The following is a 16,027-nucleotide window of genomic DNA, read 5'->3' as shown; positions in this document are numbered from 1 at the left end:
ATCAAGACAGAACCAGCACAATGGTTCTCCACGTTGCGATTAGACAACGCTGAAGTTATGCCAGGAAAAAACAGCATGAGCCCACGCTCCGAGAAGCCGGCTGAGAAAAAAATTGAGGATCAAAATCTATCCTCTCAGCTATGGAACCGCTCTTTTTATTCCAAAACATGGCTCTCTTACGCAGCAATTGGTCTCAGTAGTGCTTTGGGATTACTGTTTGTAATCGTCGCCGATGCTGATTCGCAAAGTGTGAACTCGCTGGATTCGGTGCAGCATCAAATTCAGAATTCACGTGCCGAATCGATGTCTTCAGAGATCGAAGTAAACGAGAACGTGTTGGATGAAATTCAGTCAGCTTCCTTTTCCAATTCCAGCTCGACAGATACGGCGAATTTGGAAAACAGCAAAAGTGACAAATTCAAAATCACACCCATTCAGCACGCCGTTCATGAACGGTCTACTGAAAACTTGCAACCGACCCGGGTCGAACTCACATCCGGGGGCGATTCTGAGGGTGACTCCCCGGTCCGGTTGTTGGGTGTGATTCATATACTAGAAGAGGAACAGGAAGGTGAAGCGCCTGCAGAATTTGATCTGCTCGCCCTTCCTGCTGGGGAAGTGCCTACCGACGGACCCATGATCAGTCCACTCTCGACTCCTGCTTTCGAGTAGAGTTCCGTAAGCCTCTCAAATTGCGATTTCCCCGTTGGTTTTCAGGGACGGCTTGGATGACGTGAGCAGGGCCACAGGGTTACAATCAGAAAAACATTATTCTGATTACACCTCAGAGGAATTGCCCTGATGCCCTACGATTCTCGCACTGCAAATAACTCACTTCGTAATTCTCGCCGCGATTGCTTAAAAAAACTGGCTTTATCCGGAGCAGGTGCAGCGCTACTGCCGACTGCATTCGTTGCACAATCGTTAAAAGCACGCGCTGCCACACCGGCGAAGAATACGCAGACAGTACTGGGGCCTGTTCCCGTTGATCAACTCGGAATGACACTGATGCACGAGCATGCTCCGTCAGTCGATTGGTCTGAACTTTACGAACAGAAACCTGGGCCATTGGCTGAAATCCGGGAAGAGATGCTGACCAACACGGCAGGATTGCTTGACGCGTTCCACAAAACATTGAACGAGAAGACCGGTCCGGGGGCAATTGTCGAATGTACTCCCATTCGAGTGGGACGATACCCGCTGTTGATGAAAGAACTGGCTGAGCGAACTCCGGTTCACATTATTGCCAGCACTGGCTTCTGGTGCGAAGCGGCAGCGCCTCAACATCCGTGGGCGATTGAGTTGGGTTACTCTCAGGACGGTGTTCGCAAACTGGCCGATTTGTTCGTTCGGGAAATCTCTGAAGGAATGGAAGATCCCTCCGGTGAGTTTGGAGAGAAATTCACCAACATCAAAGCGGGTATGATTAAAATTGCTACCAGTAACTATCTTCGGCCGAGCGAACGACGAGTGCATGAAGCGGCGGCGATCGCGGCGATCGAAACAGGGGCTCCTGTGACTACTCATACGACGAGTGGTGGGGGTCTTGAAGAGGCGGAACTCTTTTTACGGATGAAAGCCGATCCGAGCAAAATTTGTATTGGTCACTTGGGAAACAAGGATGACCGCGAGAATGAGAACGCGTACGAATACCACCGTCATCTGGCGGAACTGGGGTTCAACGTGCAATTTGACCGCGTCGGTCTCTCGAAATACAAACCCGAGAAAAGTGCAGTCCAGATTCACAAACTAATCGACTGTGGGCATGCCAATCAGATTCTGGTCAGCCACGATGCCGTTCCCTATGTTTATACGAACTACGCAACCGACGAGGTCAGTTCCGAAGGTTGGAGTTACGACCCGGTAGACTTCACCCAATGCTCTACTGTTCTCGTCGACGAACTGAAAAAGCTCGACGTCAGTGACGAGACATTGTACCAGATTATGGTGAAGAACCCTCAGCGCGTCCTTGGATTCTGCTAAGACCGCTGGCCTGAGACATGTTACAGAAGAGCGGGTTATAGAACAGCGGGAAGCTTATTCTGTTTCACCAGAGCTCTTCTCGGTTTCGTCTGCTGCAGGCGTTTCACCGACATCGGAGGATCCGTCCATTTCAGCATCGGTCGAAACGACGTATTGTTCCCCCAGCACCTCGATCATGTCGCCCGGGACCAGTTTTTTACGACGGCGAGTTTCAATTTGATCGTTCAGCAGGACCTGGCCTCCCTGAATCAACACTTTGGCCTGACCGCCGGTGGGCACGGCGCCGATCAGTTTCAGGAACTGGTCCAGTTGAATCGATTCTTCTGCGGAAGGAGCTGTCATGGGTCCAGTCTCGGAGTGTTTGAGGCTTTTGCCTGGTAAAGAGAAGGGCTGGGGATGCGGCCCAGTTATACCGTTCGTCCAAGCCGGACGATAGCCTCTCGCTTTCCTCCCGGCACCCTCATTGTTGAAGTTCAACCTCTCGGCTCACTTGTTTGACCCACCGGGTTGTCTCCTTCTATTATGTCCGTAGAACAAAGACTTCGGTAACCACTGAAGATAGACCTCATCGGATAAACAGCGATATCAGGAAGAATTAGGAACTATGACTGTGAAAGTACTGCTGACGGATCGGGGCTGGGAAGATTATGAAAATGAACGCAAGCTCCTTGGCGAATACGGGTATGAACTTGTCACTGCAGACGCAACCGACGAGGATTCTCTTGCCGAATTGGCGAAAGATGTTCAGGCGATTGGCACCTGTTGGGCTCAAGTTACCCGTAAAGTAATCGAGAGCGCGCCTGACTGCAAAACTGTGGTCAGGTACGGAATCGGGCTCGATAACATCGATGTCGCCCGGGCGACTGAACTGGGAATGGTCGTTACTAACGTACCTGATTACTGCGTGATTGAAGTTGCCGAGCACACACTCGGATTCATCCTCGCTTGCAATCGCCGAATTGTTCAGCTCAATTCGATGATGGAAGCGGGCAAATTCGAACGCATGTTGAAGCCACCGATCGTGCGATTGTCGGGTCAGACATTGGGTTTAATCGGGTTTGGTCGTATTGCTCAGGAAGTTTTCACTCGGGCTGTTGGACTTGGCCTGAAAGTGATCGCCCACACACCCTCCGGCAACAATCATGGCCTCGACTGTGAGATGGTTTCGCTGGAAGAATTATTAAAGCGAAGCGACTATGTTTCCCTGCATTCGCCACTGACTCCTGAAACGAATCATCTTATTGGATCAGAAGAACTTAAGAAGATGAAGCCGACTAGCTTTCTGCTCAATACGTCACGGGGCGGATTAGTTGACACGGCTGCTTTGGAGCAGGCAATTCAGGAGCAGGAGATTGCGGGTGCGGCTCTTGATGTCTTTGAACAGGAACCTCCCGATTTAAGCGATCCGTTCTGGAAAGAGGAACGTCTGATCGTGACTCCGCATGCCGCGTTTATTTCGGAAGAGTCTCTGGAGGATTTACGGCTCCGCGCGACCCGTCAGATCATACAGGTGCTACAGGGCGAAAAACCGGATAATGTGGTTAACCCGGATGTTTATAAGAAGTAAAATGATTGCCCCAATCAGGCAAAGTCTGTTACGGGAATCCTTAACAATTAAGCGTGAAAGGCACATTTCCGAGCTAGATTCAGGGTATGAAACTCCGTTGAATTCCATCGATTGGCCCCCACGATGGAAGGATGTTTACGGAGGAATGCGACTCACCCTCGATACGAAGCCTGGTTATGTCCTCGGAACTGGATCTCCTCCAATCACAGATAGAAGAGAAAGATGCGATTGTTGATGCGCTAACCGCCAGGTTAGAACGTGCAGCAGAGCAGCTTGATCGACTGCATCGATTGGGGGTCGACCGCGCCTTGATTAATTGCGCGACGACGCCAGCTCCACCGCTTCCACCGAAGAAATCGAATTCCAAACAGGAACCGATACAGGAGGACCTGCACCGTCTCATCGAGCAATGGGACGCGCTGCAGGCCAACAATTCTTTCGGCCGCATCGAAGTCCAAATTGGTGAAGTACGCGATCTGATCGTCCATCTTTCGCAGACAGTGCGCGAACAGCAGTTGATGGTTCCCACGATGCCGGTCGTCGTTGAGCCCGCAATTACACCGCAGGTTCAGCCATCTGTGTCCAACGAGTCAACAGAGACGCATCCTGATTTCGAAAATGGCAATGTCGAAATCCCCGACAACCTGTTTCAGGAAGAGGTTTCTCAGCAGAATCCGGCAGAGAAGTTTGCCCTCGACGGTGATTTGTCGAATTGGGATTCGATTAAACAGAGCCTCATGTCTGGGACGGGCGAAGTTCCTCCGCAGGCCAGTTCGCCTTCAATGGCCGGAAATGATCCGGCTGTTCCCGTGGAACCTCAGCCCTCGTCGATCAGTGGAGACAGCGCATCGAAAGAGGCCGCTATTCTTCAACAGATGGCTGCGTTGATTCCCGAAGGTCTGAAAGACATTGATCTTCAAAATGCATCGCATAATGAAATCGCACATGCTCTGGAAGAACGTGATGAATACATTTCCCGTCTGCTGAACTACATTACTTCCGTCCACAAGCTGGACATGAATTGGGAAGTAATCGCTCAAAGTCCTCAAGCAATGCAGGAAACTTTAATGAGTCTGCAAACGCAGTTGGAAACCAAACTGCGTCTGGCTGAAGTCTCTATCGCGGTTGAGCGGGCCAAACTGGGACGCGATGAAATGCGGATTCGCCAACTGGAGGCGAACGCGGAACGCATTCTAAAACGACTCGGCGTGGATCCTTCCGACCCGAATTCCATGAATCGGGGTGGCCAGATTGAAAAACCTAATGGGGATCCGAATCTGGTCGGTGGAGCCGATCCCGCTGCTGGTGGTAACTGGCGGCGTTTGCTGGGCTTAGGCAAAGAGGACGAACAGGGCTGACCGCCGGATCTGCTTGAAGTCGGAATATCGCCTGAAGGTTGAGATCGACCACAGGGTAGAGAACCTATTCATAGTAGAGTTTCAACCAGAACAACGGAATCAAAAGAGAAGTGTTCCGAGTTCCTCTTCAACCGCCTACAATAAACATGCTTATAAACGTTTATACTTGAAAGCATGCTTTCTTCATTCCGGCGAATACCGTATGGCGACTTCTCCCTTCGAAAAATCAGAATCTCATGGCCGTACGCTGCTGCAAAGTTGGACTTCGTCCATTCTGTTGCATGGGTTAGTCCTGGCGATGTTGCTTTACTGGTTTGGGGCACCGGAGTCGGGATTGGGCAATCGGAACGGATCGCTGGCGAATTTCAATAAGGTCGGTTTGGAAATCAAATCGGCTCAAACAGACGAGTTCGAGCAGCGACCGAACGAAAATGAATCTGAAGCAACCAGTTCCGAAGCGAATGAGCAAGAAGCTGCAGAAACCCCGGAGGAAGTAAATCCGTTCGACAACCTACCGGAAGAGTTGACAGTCACCCCGCTAGACGAGCCAGAACCAATTCTGGGCTCAGGACTTCCAACTTCTGTAGATACGGGACTGAGTAGAGAAGCCCTTTTAAGTGGCGACTCACTTTCGCAGGAAGCGTCCGGCGACCTTCCTCCCCAGACAACCGCTCCGTTGGGAATTGGAGAAAGCGCCTTTCTGGGTATACGAACTCAGGGTGAGAAAGTGATCTTTCTGCTCGACCGCTCCTCCAGCATGAGTGGGACGTTCCTGGAATCCAAAGTCAAACCGCTGGCGGTGGCGAAGTCGGAATTGAAACGAAGTTTGAATTCGCTCTCTTCAATACATCAGTTTCAGGTCATCTTTTATCATGAATCGACCCGCGCCCTCGGCTCCGAGGAGGATGCAGTCAAAGGGATCAAGATGCTGCCGGTCTCCGAACTCAATTTGAATAAGGCCCGCAATTTCATTGATCAGACTCGTGCCGATCGAGGGACTGACCATCTGAAGGCACTTGATCTTGCGATTAGTCTGCATCCGGATGTGATCTATTTTCTTACCGACGCGGACACGAAACTCTCTCGCGTCGATTTACGCCGCATTCAGCGAATGAGTCAAGGAACGATCATCAACTGTATCGAATTCGGAAAAGGGCCACAGATCGCCGGTACCGGGACTCACGAGCGAAACTTTCTTCAGCGTCTTTCAACAGATACTGGTGGGCTGTACCGATACTTTGATATCACCCGTTTTTAAAAACGGATTCCCTTCTGGTTACTTCACCAACGATACACGACATCTCAAGATCGTCAATTATGCATCGCCAAGACATCTCTATTATTTTGCGTCTGCTGGTTGCTGTCCTCTTAGTGAGTCTGCTGATAGTGACACCGGGGCTGGCACAAAAAGGCCAGGCACCCCTCACGGATCAGATTGAAATTCGCAAACCCAACACCGGATTAACGACGCAACTCAACGGAGAAATTGTCGATTTCAACGGGGAGGAATTGCAGTTTCGCACCGGGCCGAACCAGCGGGTTCAATACTTCTCGGCGGAGGACATTCTGCAAACGCGTTATCAGCAAAGCCCCGAACATCAGCGGGGTGTCGAGCTATATGAACAGAAAAAATATACTGAGGCAGAACGTAGCTTGGAAACAGCCCTCAAGATCGAACCTCGGGGATGGGTGCGTCGGGAGTTACTGGCATTACAGATTAAACTGGCGCTCGCCTCTTATGATTACGAAAAAGCGGGAAACCGATTCATCGCTTTAAGTGCCAGTGATGAGGATACGCGATATTTTCATTTGATTCCGTTGAACTGGCGAATTCCGGAAGAAGGTTCCGAGTCTGGCCCGATTGCATTCACGGGCGAAGTGCCGGAAACAACCGCCCGTCGCTGGTTGGTGGATAACGCCCCGGTCGCTCAGCTTCTGGGAGCCAGTTGGTTGCTCTTTCGGGACTCGGAGGACTTAACGGTTTCTCGCAGGTTGGATCAATTAAGTCGAAACACGAATAATCGTATTCAGAGTTCTGCTCAGATGCAGATTTGGCGGCAATACGTTGCCGAAGGGCGGTTCTCCGAGATCGAACTGCAACGGTGGGAATCACGAATTGAGTCGCTCCAGGATCTGGACCGTGCGGGGCCTTACTACTTATTGGCAACCGCTTACGCGAAACAATTGGAGTTCGATCACGCGGCTGTCCGCTGGTTATGGCCGAAGGCGAATCAGGCGGTCGATCATCTACTTTCCAGCGACGCTCAATTGCTTGCGGCGGAAGCTTTAGTTCGATTGGGGCTCTCTCGACAGGCGCTGATTGTTTACAGAGAATTGGCAGAAGAGTATCCTGAAAGCCCCGCCGGAAAGACTGCCCGGGAACGAATTCAGATTGATTAGATCTCAAACACATTATCTGCTTGCGGTATTTAAATACGAATACGACCAGACTGCTGAATGGAAGCGGTCCTCTGGAAGCTAAATATGAACTGGAAATTCAGCTACACGTTCCTGATGATGTTCCTCGCTATGGGACTGTTCCCCTCCTCTTTATTGGCTCAGGAAGAACCTGTCGAGCGGGTTGCCCCACAATTGTCATTGGAGGAACTGGTGCAGGCGGGCGGAACGATCGGTTTCGTCATCATGCTACTGAGCATCGCGATGATTGCCCTTATTGTTGAGCACGCTTTGACCATTCGTCGGAAGACCTTAATGCCCATGGGATTGGCAGAGCAGGTCCATCAACATCTCACAACTGGCCAGTTAGAACCTGCCAAACAAGCTTGTCGAGAAGAACCGAGTTTCCTGGCGAGTTTGCTTTTGGCCGGTTTAAATGAAGTCGGTTTAGGTTACACCGTCATAGAAAAATCGATGGAAGATGCCAGTGTCCAACAGGCATCGCGACTTTATCGCAAGATCGAATACCTCTCACTGATCAGTTCAATCGCGCCGATGCTTGGACTTCTGGGAACGGTCTGGGGGATGATTCTGGCGTTTCTTGAGTTTACGGTTCAGGAAAACCCACTGCCATCGGAATTGGCTCCAGGGATTTATCGTGCTCTGGTGACGACCTTGCTGGGTCTGGGGGTGGCCGTACCGGCATTGGCCTCGTTCGCTATTTTTCGGAACCGAATTGATGAGCTGGTTGCCGAGACCTCCCTCATGTCGGAGCATGTCTTCAGTACCTGGCGGCGGGCTCAGTTGAAACAGCGACAGTCTGCAGCACGCACTCCCTCCTCTCAAGGTGAGGAATAGGTATGCGGATACCAGTCCGTCCAAGAGAAGGTGGTTTTGAATTCAATGTCACCCCGTTGATCGACATTGTCTTTCTGCTGGTGATCTTTTTTCTGGTCACCAGTCAGCTTGTTCAGCACGATACCTCCCGAGAAGTATCGCTTCCCGAGGCGGTCCTTGCACAGAAAGAGGAACGTGCTCACCCGAACCGACTAATCATCACCGTCTCCGTTGATGAAGACTATTCTCTGGGAGGTCGCATTGTTCCGCGTGCAGAAATTCTGCAGGTTATCAGCCGAACCGAACCGGAAACCGCTGTTCGTTTTCGAACCGATAAGGACGTCCCCTTCCGCTTGATCGAACCCTTGATGCACGCCTGTGCGGAACAAGGTCTGACGGATGTCAGTTTTGCCGTCGATCAGAAATGAGTGGGGCTGTTTCTGTTCGGGCTGAGAATGGTTAAGATAAAAACCGAATGAATTCACTGGTTTTGCACCATCGTTGCAGACCAGACAGTTTCACTGACAAATTGCGAAATTTCAAATCCTCTCCTGAATCCTGGTAATGGTTGTTCTCGAATCTACATAATAAGATTCAGCAAGACCCATCAGAGAAATTCAGGATCGCTTATAGAGTGGTATTCCCTCATGGACTCGCTTGAACTGACCCAGAAACTGATCACCTTTGAGTCGACGAGTCGCTCATCCAATGTCGCCGTCACTGATTTCGTTTCAGAGCAGTTAGAGCAGATCGGTTTTGTGACCGAGCGAATTAACTACGATGACCTATTCGGTGTTCCCAAGTCATGTGTGGTGGCGAAAAAGGGAGAGGGTTTTGGGGGTCTGGGTTTCTTTGCCCACAACGATGTCGTGCCGGCGGATCCCTGGTATGTCGACTTCCCCGGTCCATTTGAGCCGACCATTCTGGATGGCAAACTATACGGTCGCGGTAGCTGTGATATGAAAGGCTCGCTGGCCTGCATGTTGAGCGCGGCGGCGACTGTGGAAGCAGCCGAATTAAAGCAACCGGTATACATCACCTGCACTGCCGATGAAGAAGTTGGATACATCGGCGCGAAGAACGTGGCTGCCCAATCACATCTCTACCGCGAAATGGTCGAGCATGGAACGAAGGGGATCATCGGTGAACCGACAATGCTGGAAGTGATCCACGCTCATAAAGGCACCTTCGGATTCCGCGCGATCTCCCGAGGTGTCGCGGCTCACTCCAGTACCAACAAAGGAGTGAATGCGAACTTAAAAATGATTCCATTCCTGTCGGAAATGAAATGCATTCACGACGAGACCTTGGAAGACCCTCGCTGGCAGAATGACGAGTTCTCACCGCCGACGATCAGTTGGAACATCGGCATCAACGATAAGACACTCGCGTGCAATATCACGCCGCCGCAGAGTATTTGCACTGTCTATTTCCGACCAATGCCGGGAATGGACGGAATGGAATTAATCGAACGGGTGCGGCAGTTGGCGGAAGTCCACGATTTGGAATTTCACGCTGATGCGATCAACTCCTCGTTTTATGTGGAACCGCAATCAGACTTCATTCAGCAAATGCTCAAACTCGCCGGGAAGTCAGAATCGCATACGGTTTCTTACGGAACCGACGGGGCGGCGTTCCACGAATTGACCGAAAAAGTGGTCTTCGGCCCTGGGGACATCATGAAAGCCCATACTCACGACGAGTGGATTACTCTGGAGCAACTTGAGTTAGGACATGCGATGTTCAGCAAACTGATCGACCACTGGTGCCTTCAGGCGAATTAGGCGGTCGCGCGGGACGGAATGTCGCGGACGTCGAAGTATTCTTTGTACCACTGTACAAAGTTGGAGACGCCCGTCTCGATGGAAGTCGCTGGTTTGAAGCCGACATCATCAATCAAGTCTTCGACGTCGGCATAAGTCGCAGGGACATCGCCCGGTTGCATCGGCAACATATTCTTGACAGCTCGTTGACCGAGACATTTTTCGAGTGTCTCAATCATGTACATCAGCTTGACTGGCTGATTGTTTCCGATGTTGTAGATTTTGAAGGGAGCGCGGCTGGTTCCTGGGTCGGGTCGGAAACTGCTCCAGTCTCTGTTTTCTGCTGCCGTATTATCGGCGACGCGAATCACTCCTTCGACGATGTCGTCAATATAAGTGAAGTCCCGCTGCATTTTGCCTTCGTTGAAGACGTCGATCGGCCGCCCTTCCAATATCGCTTTTGTAAACAGGAAGAGTGCCATATCGGGACGTCCCCACGGACCGTAGACCGTGAAAAAACGAAGGCCGGTTGTCGGCAAATCGTAGAGATGGCTGTAAGTATGGGCCATCAGTTCATTCGCTTTTTTACTGGCGGCATACAAGCTCAGGGGGTGGTCGACGTTATCGTGGACCGAGAACGGCATTGATGTATTTGCCCCGTAGACGGAACTCGAAGAGGCATAAACCAGATGTTTAATTCCGTTGTGGCGGCAACCTTCCAGAATGTTCACAAAGCCGACGATGTTACTGTCGACGTACGCATGTGGATTCTCAAGTGAATACCGCACACCGGCTTGAGCAGCCAGATTAATCACGACATCGAATTGATTTTCTTCGAACAGACGTGCCACACCTTCGCGGTCTTCGAGATCGAGACCGACCAAAGTGAAGTTCGGACTATCGGAGAATCGAGCGAGCCGATTCTTTTTCAGCTGAACGTCGTAGTAGTCATTCAGATTGTCCAGACCAACAACTTCTTCGCCCCGAGCGAGTAGTTGCATCGAGACGTGAGAACCGATAAATCCAGCTGCGCCAGTTACAAGATATTTAGTCATGATTCGAGTTCTTGGATTGAGCCACTTGGAACCTGCTACGATCCGGGAGAAGGTGACAGGCTGTTTTTATTATAACGAAGTCCGGTGCAGGGTTATTACCCTTTTCAACCAGGAAACAGAAATTCTCTCCGGGACCGTTAAGCCACTTTGTTGAGGAATCTCTGGGTCATTTGCATCTCGTGTTCGTTCACGGCAGGTTCGTATTTGAGAATATTCAAGCCGAGATCTTCCAGGTGTTGCCGGTTACTGTAAATCGGATCAGCCCAGTTGCTGACTTGTCCGTTGCGAACAGCATCCACGATTTCCTGAATTCCGTCTTCCAGTTTGACCGAGGCCCGGTAACCGAGGCGGTTCTTGATTTTGTCGAAATTGACACGGTAGTTCCGGGGGTCGTCGTCGTTTCGAATTTCTTCGAACTCGGCGTCTGGGGCCAACTCTTTGACGATCTGGCCCAGTTGGGTCAGTGTGTAGTTCTGAGTTTCGTCACCTACGTTAAAGATTTCGCTACCGACTTTGCTCAATGGAGCTTGCAGCGACATCACGATGGAACGAGCCAGGTCGACGGTATGAACGAAGGGACGCCATTGTTCCCCATTGAAGACACGGTATTTTTTCTCGGTAACGGCTTGAGCTGGTAGCAGGTTGGCGACCAGGTCAAAGCGAGGTCGGTTAGACCAACCATAAGCAGTTGCGAATCGCAGAATTGTGGGTTGGAATACGCCGTCCGCCGCTTCCAGCAGGACCTTTTCGGCATCGATTTTGGTGGTAGCGTAAAGTGAAACCGGATTGAGGTCTGAGAGCTCGTCGCGGATATCGTCACTCGCCCCGTATACACTACAGGTTGAAGCGAAGATGAATCGAGAAATTCCATTGGCCCGTGAAAGCTGGGCAATCATTTTCGCGGCGGCGTAGTTGACGGCGATGGTGGTTTCGGAATCGTAAGAGCAGGCAGGGTCGCCCACGATGGCAGCCAGGTGAACGACGGCGTCCATTCCTTTCAGACTACGGACGACATCTTCCACATTTCGGAAGTCTCCCTGCATCACTTCGAGTCGTGGATGGTTTAGAACGTCGCTGAGAGCGTTAATGCCGAAGAGTTGCATGTCCAGCACTCGAACCCGGTAGCCTGCTTCCAGAAGTTGGCGAGTGGCGATGCAACCAATGTATCCAGCTCCGCCGACGACGAGGACGTCTTCGACTTTTTCTTTGACGTGAGACCGGCGAGGTTCCACCCGATATCGTTGAGCCACGTACATCCGGGAAAACCGGCTGGCTGTGACGAATGAATAGAGAAATGCCCAGGCGATGCCGATGGCACCCACAACCTTCGCGGTGCTTTCCAAGACCATGCTGCCGACCACCGCACTCAGGATGAATCCGACGAGGCAGGCACTGGCGACAGTGGAGAGACGTTTCCAGACTTTAGTACTGGGAACGGGTTTGTATAAACCACAGACGGCGAACACGGCCACAGCCGAGAACGAGAACCAACCTGCGCTGGCAAGCAGTTCGCTGTTTAATCGGTCCAGAATATATCCGATGGGACTGGATAGTGAAATTTTTCCCGTGGCCGTCAGCGAGATAATCGCCGCACACAACAGGGCGGTATTCGCCAGAACCACGTCCACCGCAAGTCGTAACGCGACCTGTTTGGTGGAAGAGCTATTGAAAAACTGAGACCAGAGTTTCTGTTTCAAAGTAGCGGAAGAATTCGCGTCCACTGACGTTTCTGTCATGGTGTTCTCCGAGGAGCCATTCCCTGGCCGTATCGAGCTATTAGGCTTAAGTCGAGTGCATCACGCTTAAAACAGTTGCCTTGTGACTGTCCCACTGCAGGTGATCGATGAAGATATTCTGCCGCAGGGCGGGAAATTAATTCCCAAACGTGATGAGATACATCCTTGTATCCTGGTGACGGCAGATCGGCGGGTTTTTGAATCTTGGAAGACTTTATCCCGCAAATTGCCGTCGAGCGGACCAGTCGGAACTGATCACGCGCGGGATTATTGAATTTCCGCAACTTTAGGTCAATACGAACATTATCAAGATTTTGTGCAAAAAAGTTGCTGCCGAACTGCTTTGTACTCGGTCTAAGTTGCCTGGTTTAGCACGTTGCCCTTGAGAATTACTGGGAGAAACAAAAAAACCGGCCTTCCTTGAAACAGGAAGGCCGGTTTTGAAACATACATTAATTAGGTTTTGCCCGAAAATACAGGCCTTGTGACTACACGAAAGGGGTGACCCCCGGCATGGGGACCGGAGCCACTGCCAGTGAAGTCCAATCGTAGGCGGGTGGGGTCAGGTCTTCTTCGGAATTCCACCCCTGATCCCAGGTGATTTCCTGACCGGTGTAGGCCGACATCCGGCCAAGAATGGCCATCATCGTACTTTTGGTCATGTACTCACCGTTGTTGATGGGATTGCCGGAACGGATCGAGGCGAACAGTTCTTCATGTTCCACATCGTACATGTTGCCTGATTTGCCTTTAAATCGCCACAGGCGTTTGCCGGTGTGATCTTTGATCTCGTGACGCATCGTGTCGACTTTTCCTTTGGTGCCGACGATTTGATCATCGACGTCGACATGACATCCATCCTGTTGGCGGCAACGACTGTAGCCACGGACGTCATTGTCGTAAACGAACTCGATCGCAAAGTGATCGTAGACGTTCCCGTAAATCTCTTGCGTGCGGGTCTGGCGTCCGCCGGTACCCGTTGCAGAGAGGGGAGCGATGTCCTGCATGGCCCACGCCATTTTATCGATGCTGTGGATATGTTGCTCGTTGATATGGTCTCCGGCGAGCCAGTTGTAGTACAGCCAGTTGCGCACCTGGTACTCCATGTCGCTCCATTCAGGCTGACGTTCATGGCTCCAGAGGCCGCGAGTGTTGTAGCTGGCTCGCATCGAGACGATGTCACCGATCATGCCATCATGAATACGTTTAAAGGTTTCACGCATCCCTTCGTGGTATCGCCAGCAAAGTCCGGAGACAACGGCCAATCCTTTTTCTTTTGCGATTCGGCAGGACTCCATCACCGAGCGACAACCGGGGGCATCTACGGCGACCGGTTTTTCGGCGAAGATGTGTTTGTCTTTTTCGACCGCGTATTTAATGTGTTCGGGGCGGAAGTGAGGAGGAGTCGCCAGCAAGACCACATCACACATATCCACGACGTTTTTGTAACCTTCGAATCCGTCGAATTTGTTTTCGGCGGGTACTTGAATTTGCTCGGTTACTTCTTTGAAAGTTCCGAGGTTCGTCAGTGAACTCTCGATTCGATCACTGAAGGTATCAGCCATTGCCACCAGGCGAGCACCTGCATCTGCCTTCAACGCCTGACGAGCCGCACCCGTTCCCCGTCCGCCACAACCAACCAGACCGACTTTGAGGATGTCGGAAGAATCAGCATAAACAGCCGACTGAAGTCCGGGCAAAGTAAGTAGTGAGGAACCTACCGCTGCGGCAGTCGTGGTTTTCAGAAAATTCCGACGGTTCTCTCCGGATTTGGTTTTCTCTGGTCCTGGCATGAATGGTATCTCCTGTGGAGGCAAGCTTCTGATAATTGATGGACTGAGTCAGATCGTGGGCTGAGTGGTCAATTAATGATAAAGAGAAGTTGGCCTGCTGAAAAGGTATTAGAAGTCTGACCAAATTTGTCTCTGAAAGAATCAGCTTCCCCTCAGCACGCTCAGTCAGGTTTGCTGCACTCCGCCAGACGGGACAGGGCGAGCAATTCTTCAAGGTGGGAAAATCAGGTGGGAGAGGGGCGATAACCTTGATTTCAGGTGGTCGACTCCTCGTGTGGTCATCCAGAATACCATACAAAAGTAGTCAAATGCGAGTCTGTTTTGATTGAAACTAATGTCCTGTCAAATTCGTCTTTTCGGCGTCAGGAAAGCCACATGATGATTTTCAATCCCAACCAATGGCCACTATTATGGAGTCTGACAACAATTTATCGCGTCCTGCGATTTTTGCACGGGTAAGTTTTCGGCTTTGCTCGACTGCCCCCGCATTCTGACTATGAACGCATCCTGATTATGAAAGTGCATCCCATGCCGTCCAACCAGTCACCGTTCCCTCGCCGTGAATTCCTGAAACAAGCCGGTTTTGCCACGTTCTCTGCCGCCGCTTTATCCTCGTTCAGTTGGAAGTCTTCCACTGCCCAAGCAGCTGAGCCGGCCGGCCCTGTCCTGAAGAAGGCTGTGAAAATCGGAATGGTGCAGGAAGGGGAGACGCTGCTCGATAAATTCAAACTCGTCAAGAGCCTCGGTTACGATGGCATCGAACTGAACGCACCGAATGATATTTCAACTGAAGAAGTGATCGCCGCCCGCGACGAAAGTGGATTGCCTATCCACGGTGTGGTGAACTCCACTCACTGGCAGAAAACACTCACGCACCCCGACCCGGCCATTCGAAAAGAAGGTACCGAATCGGTTATTCAGTCCGTCCAGGATTCCAAAGCCTATGGTGGAACCTCGGTTTTGATCGTATTGGGTAAAGTTCAGAAAGATGTCAGCTATCAGGAAGCTTACGACCGATCACAAGCGGCCATGAAAGAGATCCTTCCTCATGCCGAAGATGCCGGGATTCATGTCTTGGTAGAAAACGTCTGGAACAACTTCCTCTTAAGCCCAATGGAAGAAGCCCGATACATTGATGAACTCGACAGCCCCATGGCGGGAGCTTACTTCGATGTGGGTAATGTCGTTCGCTTCGGTTGGCCGGAACATTGGATTCGCACGTTGAACAAACGCATCATCAAACTCGATATTAAAGAGTACAGCCGCAAACTGCAGTTTGAAGAGGGAACCGGTAAAGGCTTTGGAGTCGAACTGGGTGATGGTGATTGCGACTGGCCCGCTGTAATGCAGGCGCTTCGGGATATCGAATATTCTGGCTGGGCAACGGCCGAGGTACGTGGTGGCGACGCGGAACGGCTGAAAGACATCGAACAACGAATGGAGAAATGTTTTGCAAGCTAGAACTGATTCAGAAACTTAGTTGTTACTGTGTTTGAGACTGCAAAATAATGGAATATATAACCCATCAGAAGATTTCA

14 protein-coding genes are annotated in these 16,027 nt (G+C 51.1%); 10 read left to right on the top strand and 4 right to left on the bottom strand.

Annotated features, from left to right (window positions below):
- Positions 1-75: 75 nt before the first annotated feature.
- Together Pla110_RS17295 and Pla110_RS17290 are read left to right on the top strand one after the other, a co-directional pair.
- The gene (locus Pla110_RS17295) at positions 76-672 is read left to right on the top strand and encodes a hypothetical protein (RefSeq protein ID WP_144997507.1); all 597 of its coding nucleotides are present in this window, start codon (positions 76-78) and stop codon (positions 670-672) included.
- A 129-nt stretch (positions 673-801) separates the two neighbouring features.
- Complete coding sequence (locus tag Pla110_RS17290; RefSeq protein ID WP_144997505.1) at positions 802-1,983, top strand: phosphotriesterase family protein; 1,182 nt, start codon at positions 802-804, stop codon at positions 1,981-1,983.
- A gap of 54 nt (positions 1,984-2,037) precedes the next feature.
- Here Pla110_RS17290 and Pla110_RS17285 read toward each other — a convergent pair whose 3' ends face one another.
- Entirely contained in the window at positions 2,038-2,325 is a 288-nt protein-coding gene (locus Pla110_RS17285; RefSeq protein WP_144997503.1) for an RNA-binding S4 domain-containing protein, read from the bottom strand.
- A gap of 262 nt (positions 2,326-2,587) precedes the next feature.
- On the opposite strand from Pla110_RS17285, the gene Pla110_RS17280 reads away from it, so the two are divergent.
- From Pla110_RS17280 to Pla110_RS17250, 7 genes are all read left to right on the top strand, one after another.
- Complete coding sequence (locus tag Pla110_RS17280; protein WP_144997501.1) at positions 2,588-3,550, top strand: C-terminal binding protein; 963 nt, start codon at positions 2,588-2,590, stop codon at positions 3,548-3,550.
- Positions 3,551-3,726: 176 nt separating this feature from the next.
- On the top strand, positions 3,727-4,908 hold the full coding sequence (locus tag Pla110_RS17275; RefSeq protein ID WP_144997499.1) for a hypothetical protein: 1,182 nt from the start codon (positions 3,727-3,729) through the stop codon (positions 4,906-4,908).
- A 202-nt stretch (positions 4,909-5,110) separates the two neighbouring features.
- The gene (locus Pla110_RS17270; protein WP_144997496.1) at positions 5,111-6,166 is read left to right on the top strand and encodes a vWA domain-containing protein; all 1,056 of its coding nucleotides are present in this window, start codon (positions 5,111-5,113) and stop codon (positions 6,164-6,166) included.
- 59 nt (positions 6,167-6,225) lie between these two features.
- Positions 6,226-7,308: a tetratricopeptide repeat protein gene (locus Pla110_RS17265; RefSeq protein ID WP_144997494.1), complete on the top strand. Its 1,083-nt coding sequence runs from the start codon at positions 6,226-6,228 to the stop codon at positions 7,306-7,308.
- An 84-nt stretch (positions 7,309-7,392) separates the two neighbouring features.
- Complete coding sequence (locus Pla110_RS17260) at positions 7,393-8,163, top strand: MotA/TolQ/ExbB proton channel family protein (RefSeq protein WP_144997492.1); 771 nt, start codon at positions 7,393-7,395, stop codon at positions 8,161-8,163.
- Between the two features lie 2 nt (positions 8,164-8,165).
- Positions 8,166-8,570, top strand: a complete 405-nt coding sequence (locus Pla110_RS17255) for an ExbD/TolR family protein (RefSeq protein ID WP_144997490.1) — start codon at positions 8,166-8,168, stop codon at positions 8,568-8,570.
- Positions 8,571-8,789: 219 nt separating this feature from the next.
- Positions 8,790-9,926 carry a M20 family metallopeptidase gene (locus Pla110_RS17250; protein ID WP_144997488.1) on the top strand — a complete coding sequence of 379 codons (1,137 nt, stop codon included), beginning with the start codon at positions 8,790-8,792 and terminating at the stop codon, positions 9,924-9,926.
- Here the strand turns inward: Pla110_RS17250 and Pla110_RS17245 are convergent.
- The 3 genes from Pla110_RS17245 to Pla110_RS17235 all read right to left on the bottom strand — a co-directional run bounded on the left by Pla110_RS17245 (position 9,923) and on the right by Pla110_RS17235 (position 14,489).
- On the bottom strand, positions 9,923-10,960 hold the full coding sequence (locus tag Pla110_RS17245) for an NAD-dependent epimerase (protein WP_144997486.1): 1,038 nt from the start codon (positions 10,958-10,960) through the stop codon (positions 9,923-9,925). The genes Pla110_RS17250 and Pla110_RS17245 overlap by 4 nt on opposite strands.
- 137 nt (positions 10,961-11,097) lie before the next feature.
- Positions 11,098-12,696 (bottom strand): NAD-dependent epimerase/dehydratase family protein, encoded by a 1,599-nt coding sequence (locus tag Pla110_RS17240; RefSeq protein ID WP_144997484.1) that lies wholly within the window; start codon positions 12,694-12,696, stop codon positions 11,098-11,100.
- 488 nt (positions 12,697-13,184) lie between these two features.
- Positions 13,185-14,489: a Gfo/Idh/MocA family protein gene (locus Pla110_RS17235; protein ID WP_144997482.1), complete on the bottom strand. Its 1,305-nt coding sequence runs from the start codon at positions 14,487-14,489 to the stop codon at positions 13,185-13,187.
- A gap of 528 nt (positions 14,490-15,017) precedes the next feature.
- Between Pla110_RS17235 and Pla110_RS17230 the strand changes: the two genes are divergently transcribed.
- A complete protein-coding gene (locus tag Pla110_RS17230; RefSeq protein WP_144997480.1) occupies positions 15,018-15,950 on the top strand; it encodes a sugar phosphate isomerase/epimerase family protein in 933 nt (310 codons plus the stop codon).
- Positions 15,951-16,027 lie beyond the last annotated feature (77 nt).

The sequence above is a fragment of the Polystyrenella longa genome, assembly GCF_007750395.1.
Lineage (GTDB): Bacteria > Planctomycetota > Planctomycetia > Planctomycetales > Planctomycetaceae > Polystyrenella > Polystyrenella longa.
Note: the sequence above shows the minus strand (reverse complement) of the source record. Positions and strands in the feature narration are given on the sequence as shown.

Bases quoted from the DNA above. Each gene is read 5' to 3' on its own strand.
- Pla110_RS17295 (WP_144997507.1), top strand. From the start codon at position 76: ATGAGCCCACGCTCCGAGAAGCCGGCTGAGAAAAAAATTGAGGATCAA.
- Pla110_RS17290 (WP_144997505.1), top strand. From the start codon at position 802: ATGCCCTACGATTCTCGCACTGCAAATAACTCACTTCGTAATTCTCGC.
- Pla110_RS17285 (WP_144997503.1), bottom strand. From the start codon at position 2,325: ATGACAGCTCCTTCCGCAGAAGAATCGATTCAACTGGACCAGTTCCTG.
- Pla110_RS17280 (WP_144997501.1), top strand. From the start codon at position 2,588: ATGACTGTGAAAGTACTGCTGACGGATCGGGGCTGGGAAGATTATGAA.
- Pla110_RS17275 (WP_144997499.1), top strand. From the start codon at position 3,727: ATGTCCTCGGAACTGGATCTCCTCCAATCACAGATAGAAGAGAAAGAT.
- Pla110_RS17270 (WP_144997496.1), top strand. From the start codon at position 5,111: ATGGCGACTTCTCCCTTCGAAAAATCAGAATCTCATGGCCGTACGCTG.
- Pla110_RS17265 (WP_144997494.1), top strand. From the start codon at position 6,226: ATGCATCGCCAAGACATCTCTATTATTTTGCGTCTGCTGGTTGCTGTC.
- Pla110_RS17260 (WP_144997492.1), top strand. From the start codon at position 7,393: ATGAACTGGAAATTCAGCTACACGTTCCTGATGATGTTCCTCGCTATG.
- Pla110_RS17255 (WP_144997490.1), top strand. From the start codon at position 8,166: ATGCGGATACCAGTCCGTCCAAGAGAAGGTGGTTTTGAATTCAATGTC.
- Pla110_RS17250 (WP_144997488.1), top strand. From the start codon at position 8,790: ATGGACTCGCTTGAACTGACCCAGAAACTGATCACCTTTGAGTCGACG.
- Pla110_RS17245 (WP_144997486.1), bottom strand. From the start codon at position 10,960: ATGACTAAATATCTTGTAACTGGCGCAGCTGGATTTATCGGTTCTCAC.
- Pla110_RS17240 (WP_144997484.1), bottom strand. From the start codon at position 12,696: ATGACAGAAACGTCAGTGGACGCGAATTCTTCCGCTACTTTGAAACAG.
- Pla110_RS17235 (WP_144997482.1), bottom strand. From the start codon at position 14,489: ATGCCAGGACCAGAGAAAACCAAATCCGGAGAGAACCGTCGGAATTTT.
- Pla110_RS17230 (WP_144997480.1), top strand. From the start codon at position 15,018: ATGCCGTCCAACCAGTCACCGTTCCCTCGCCGTGAATTCCTGAAACAA.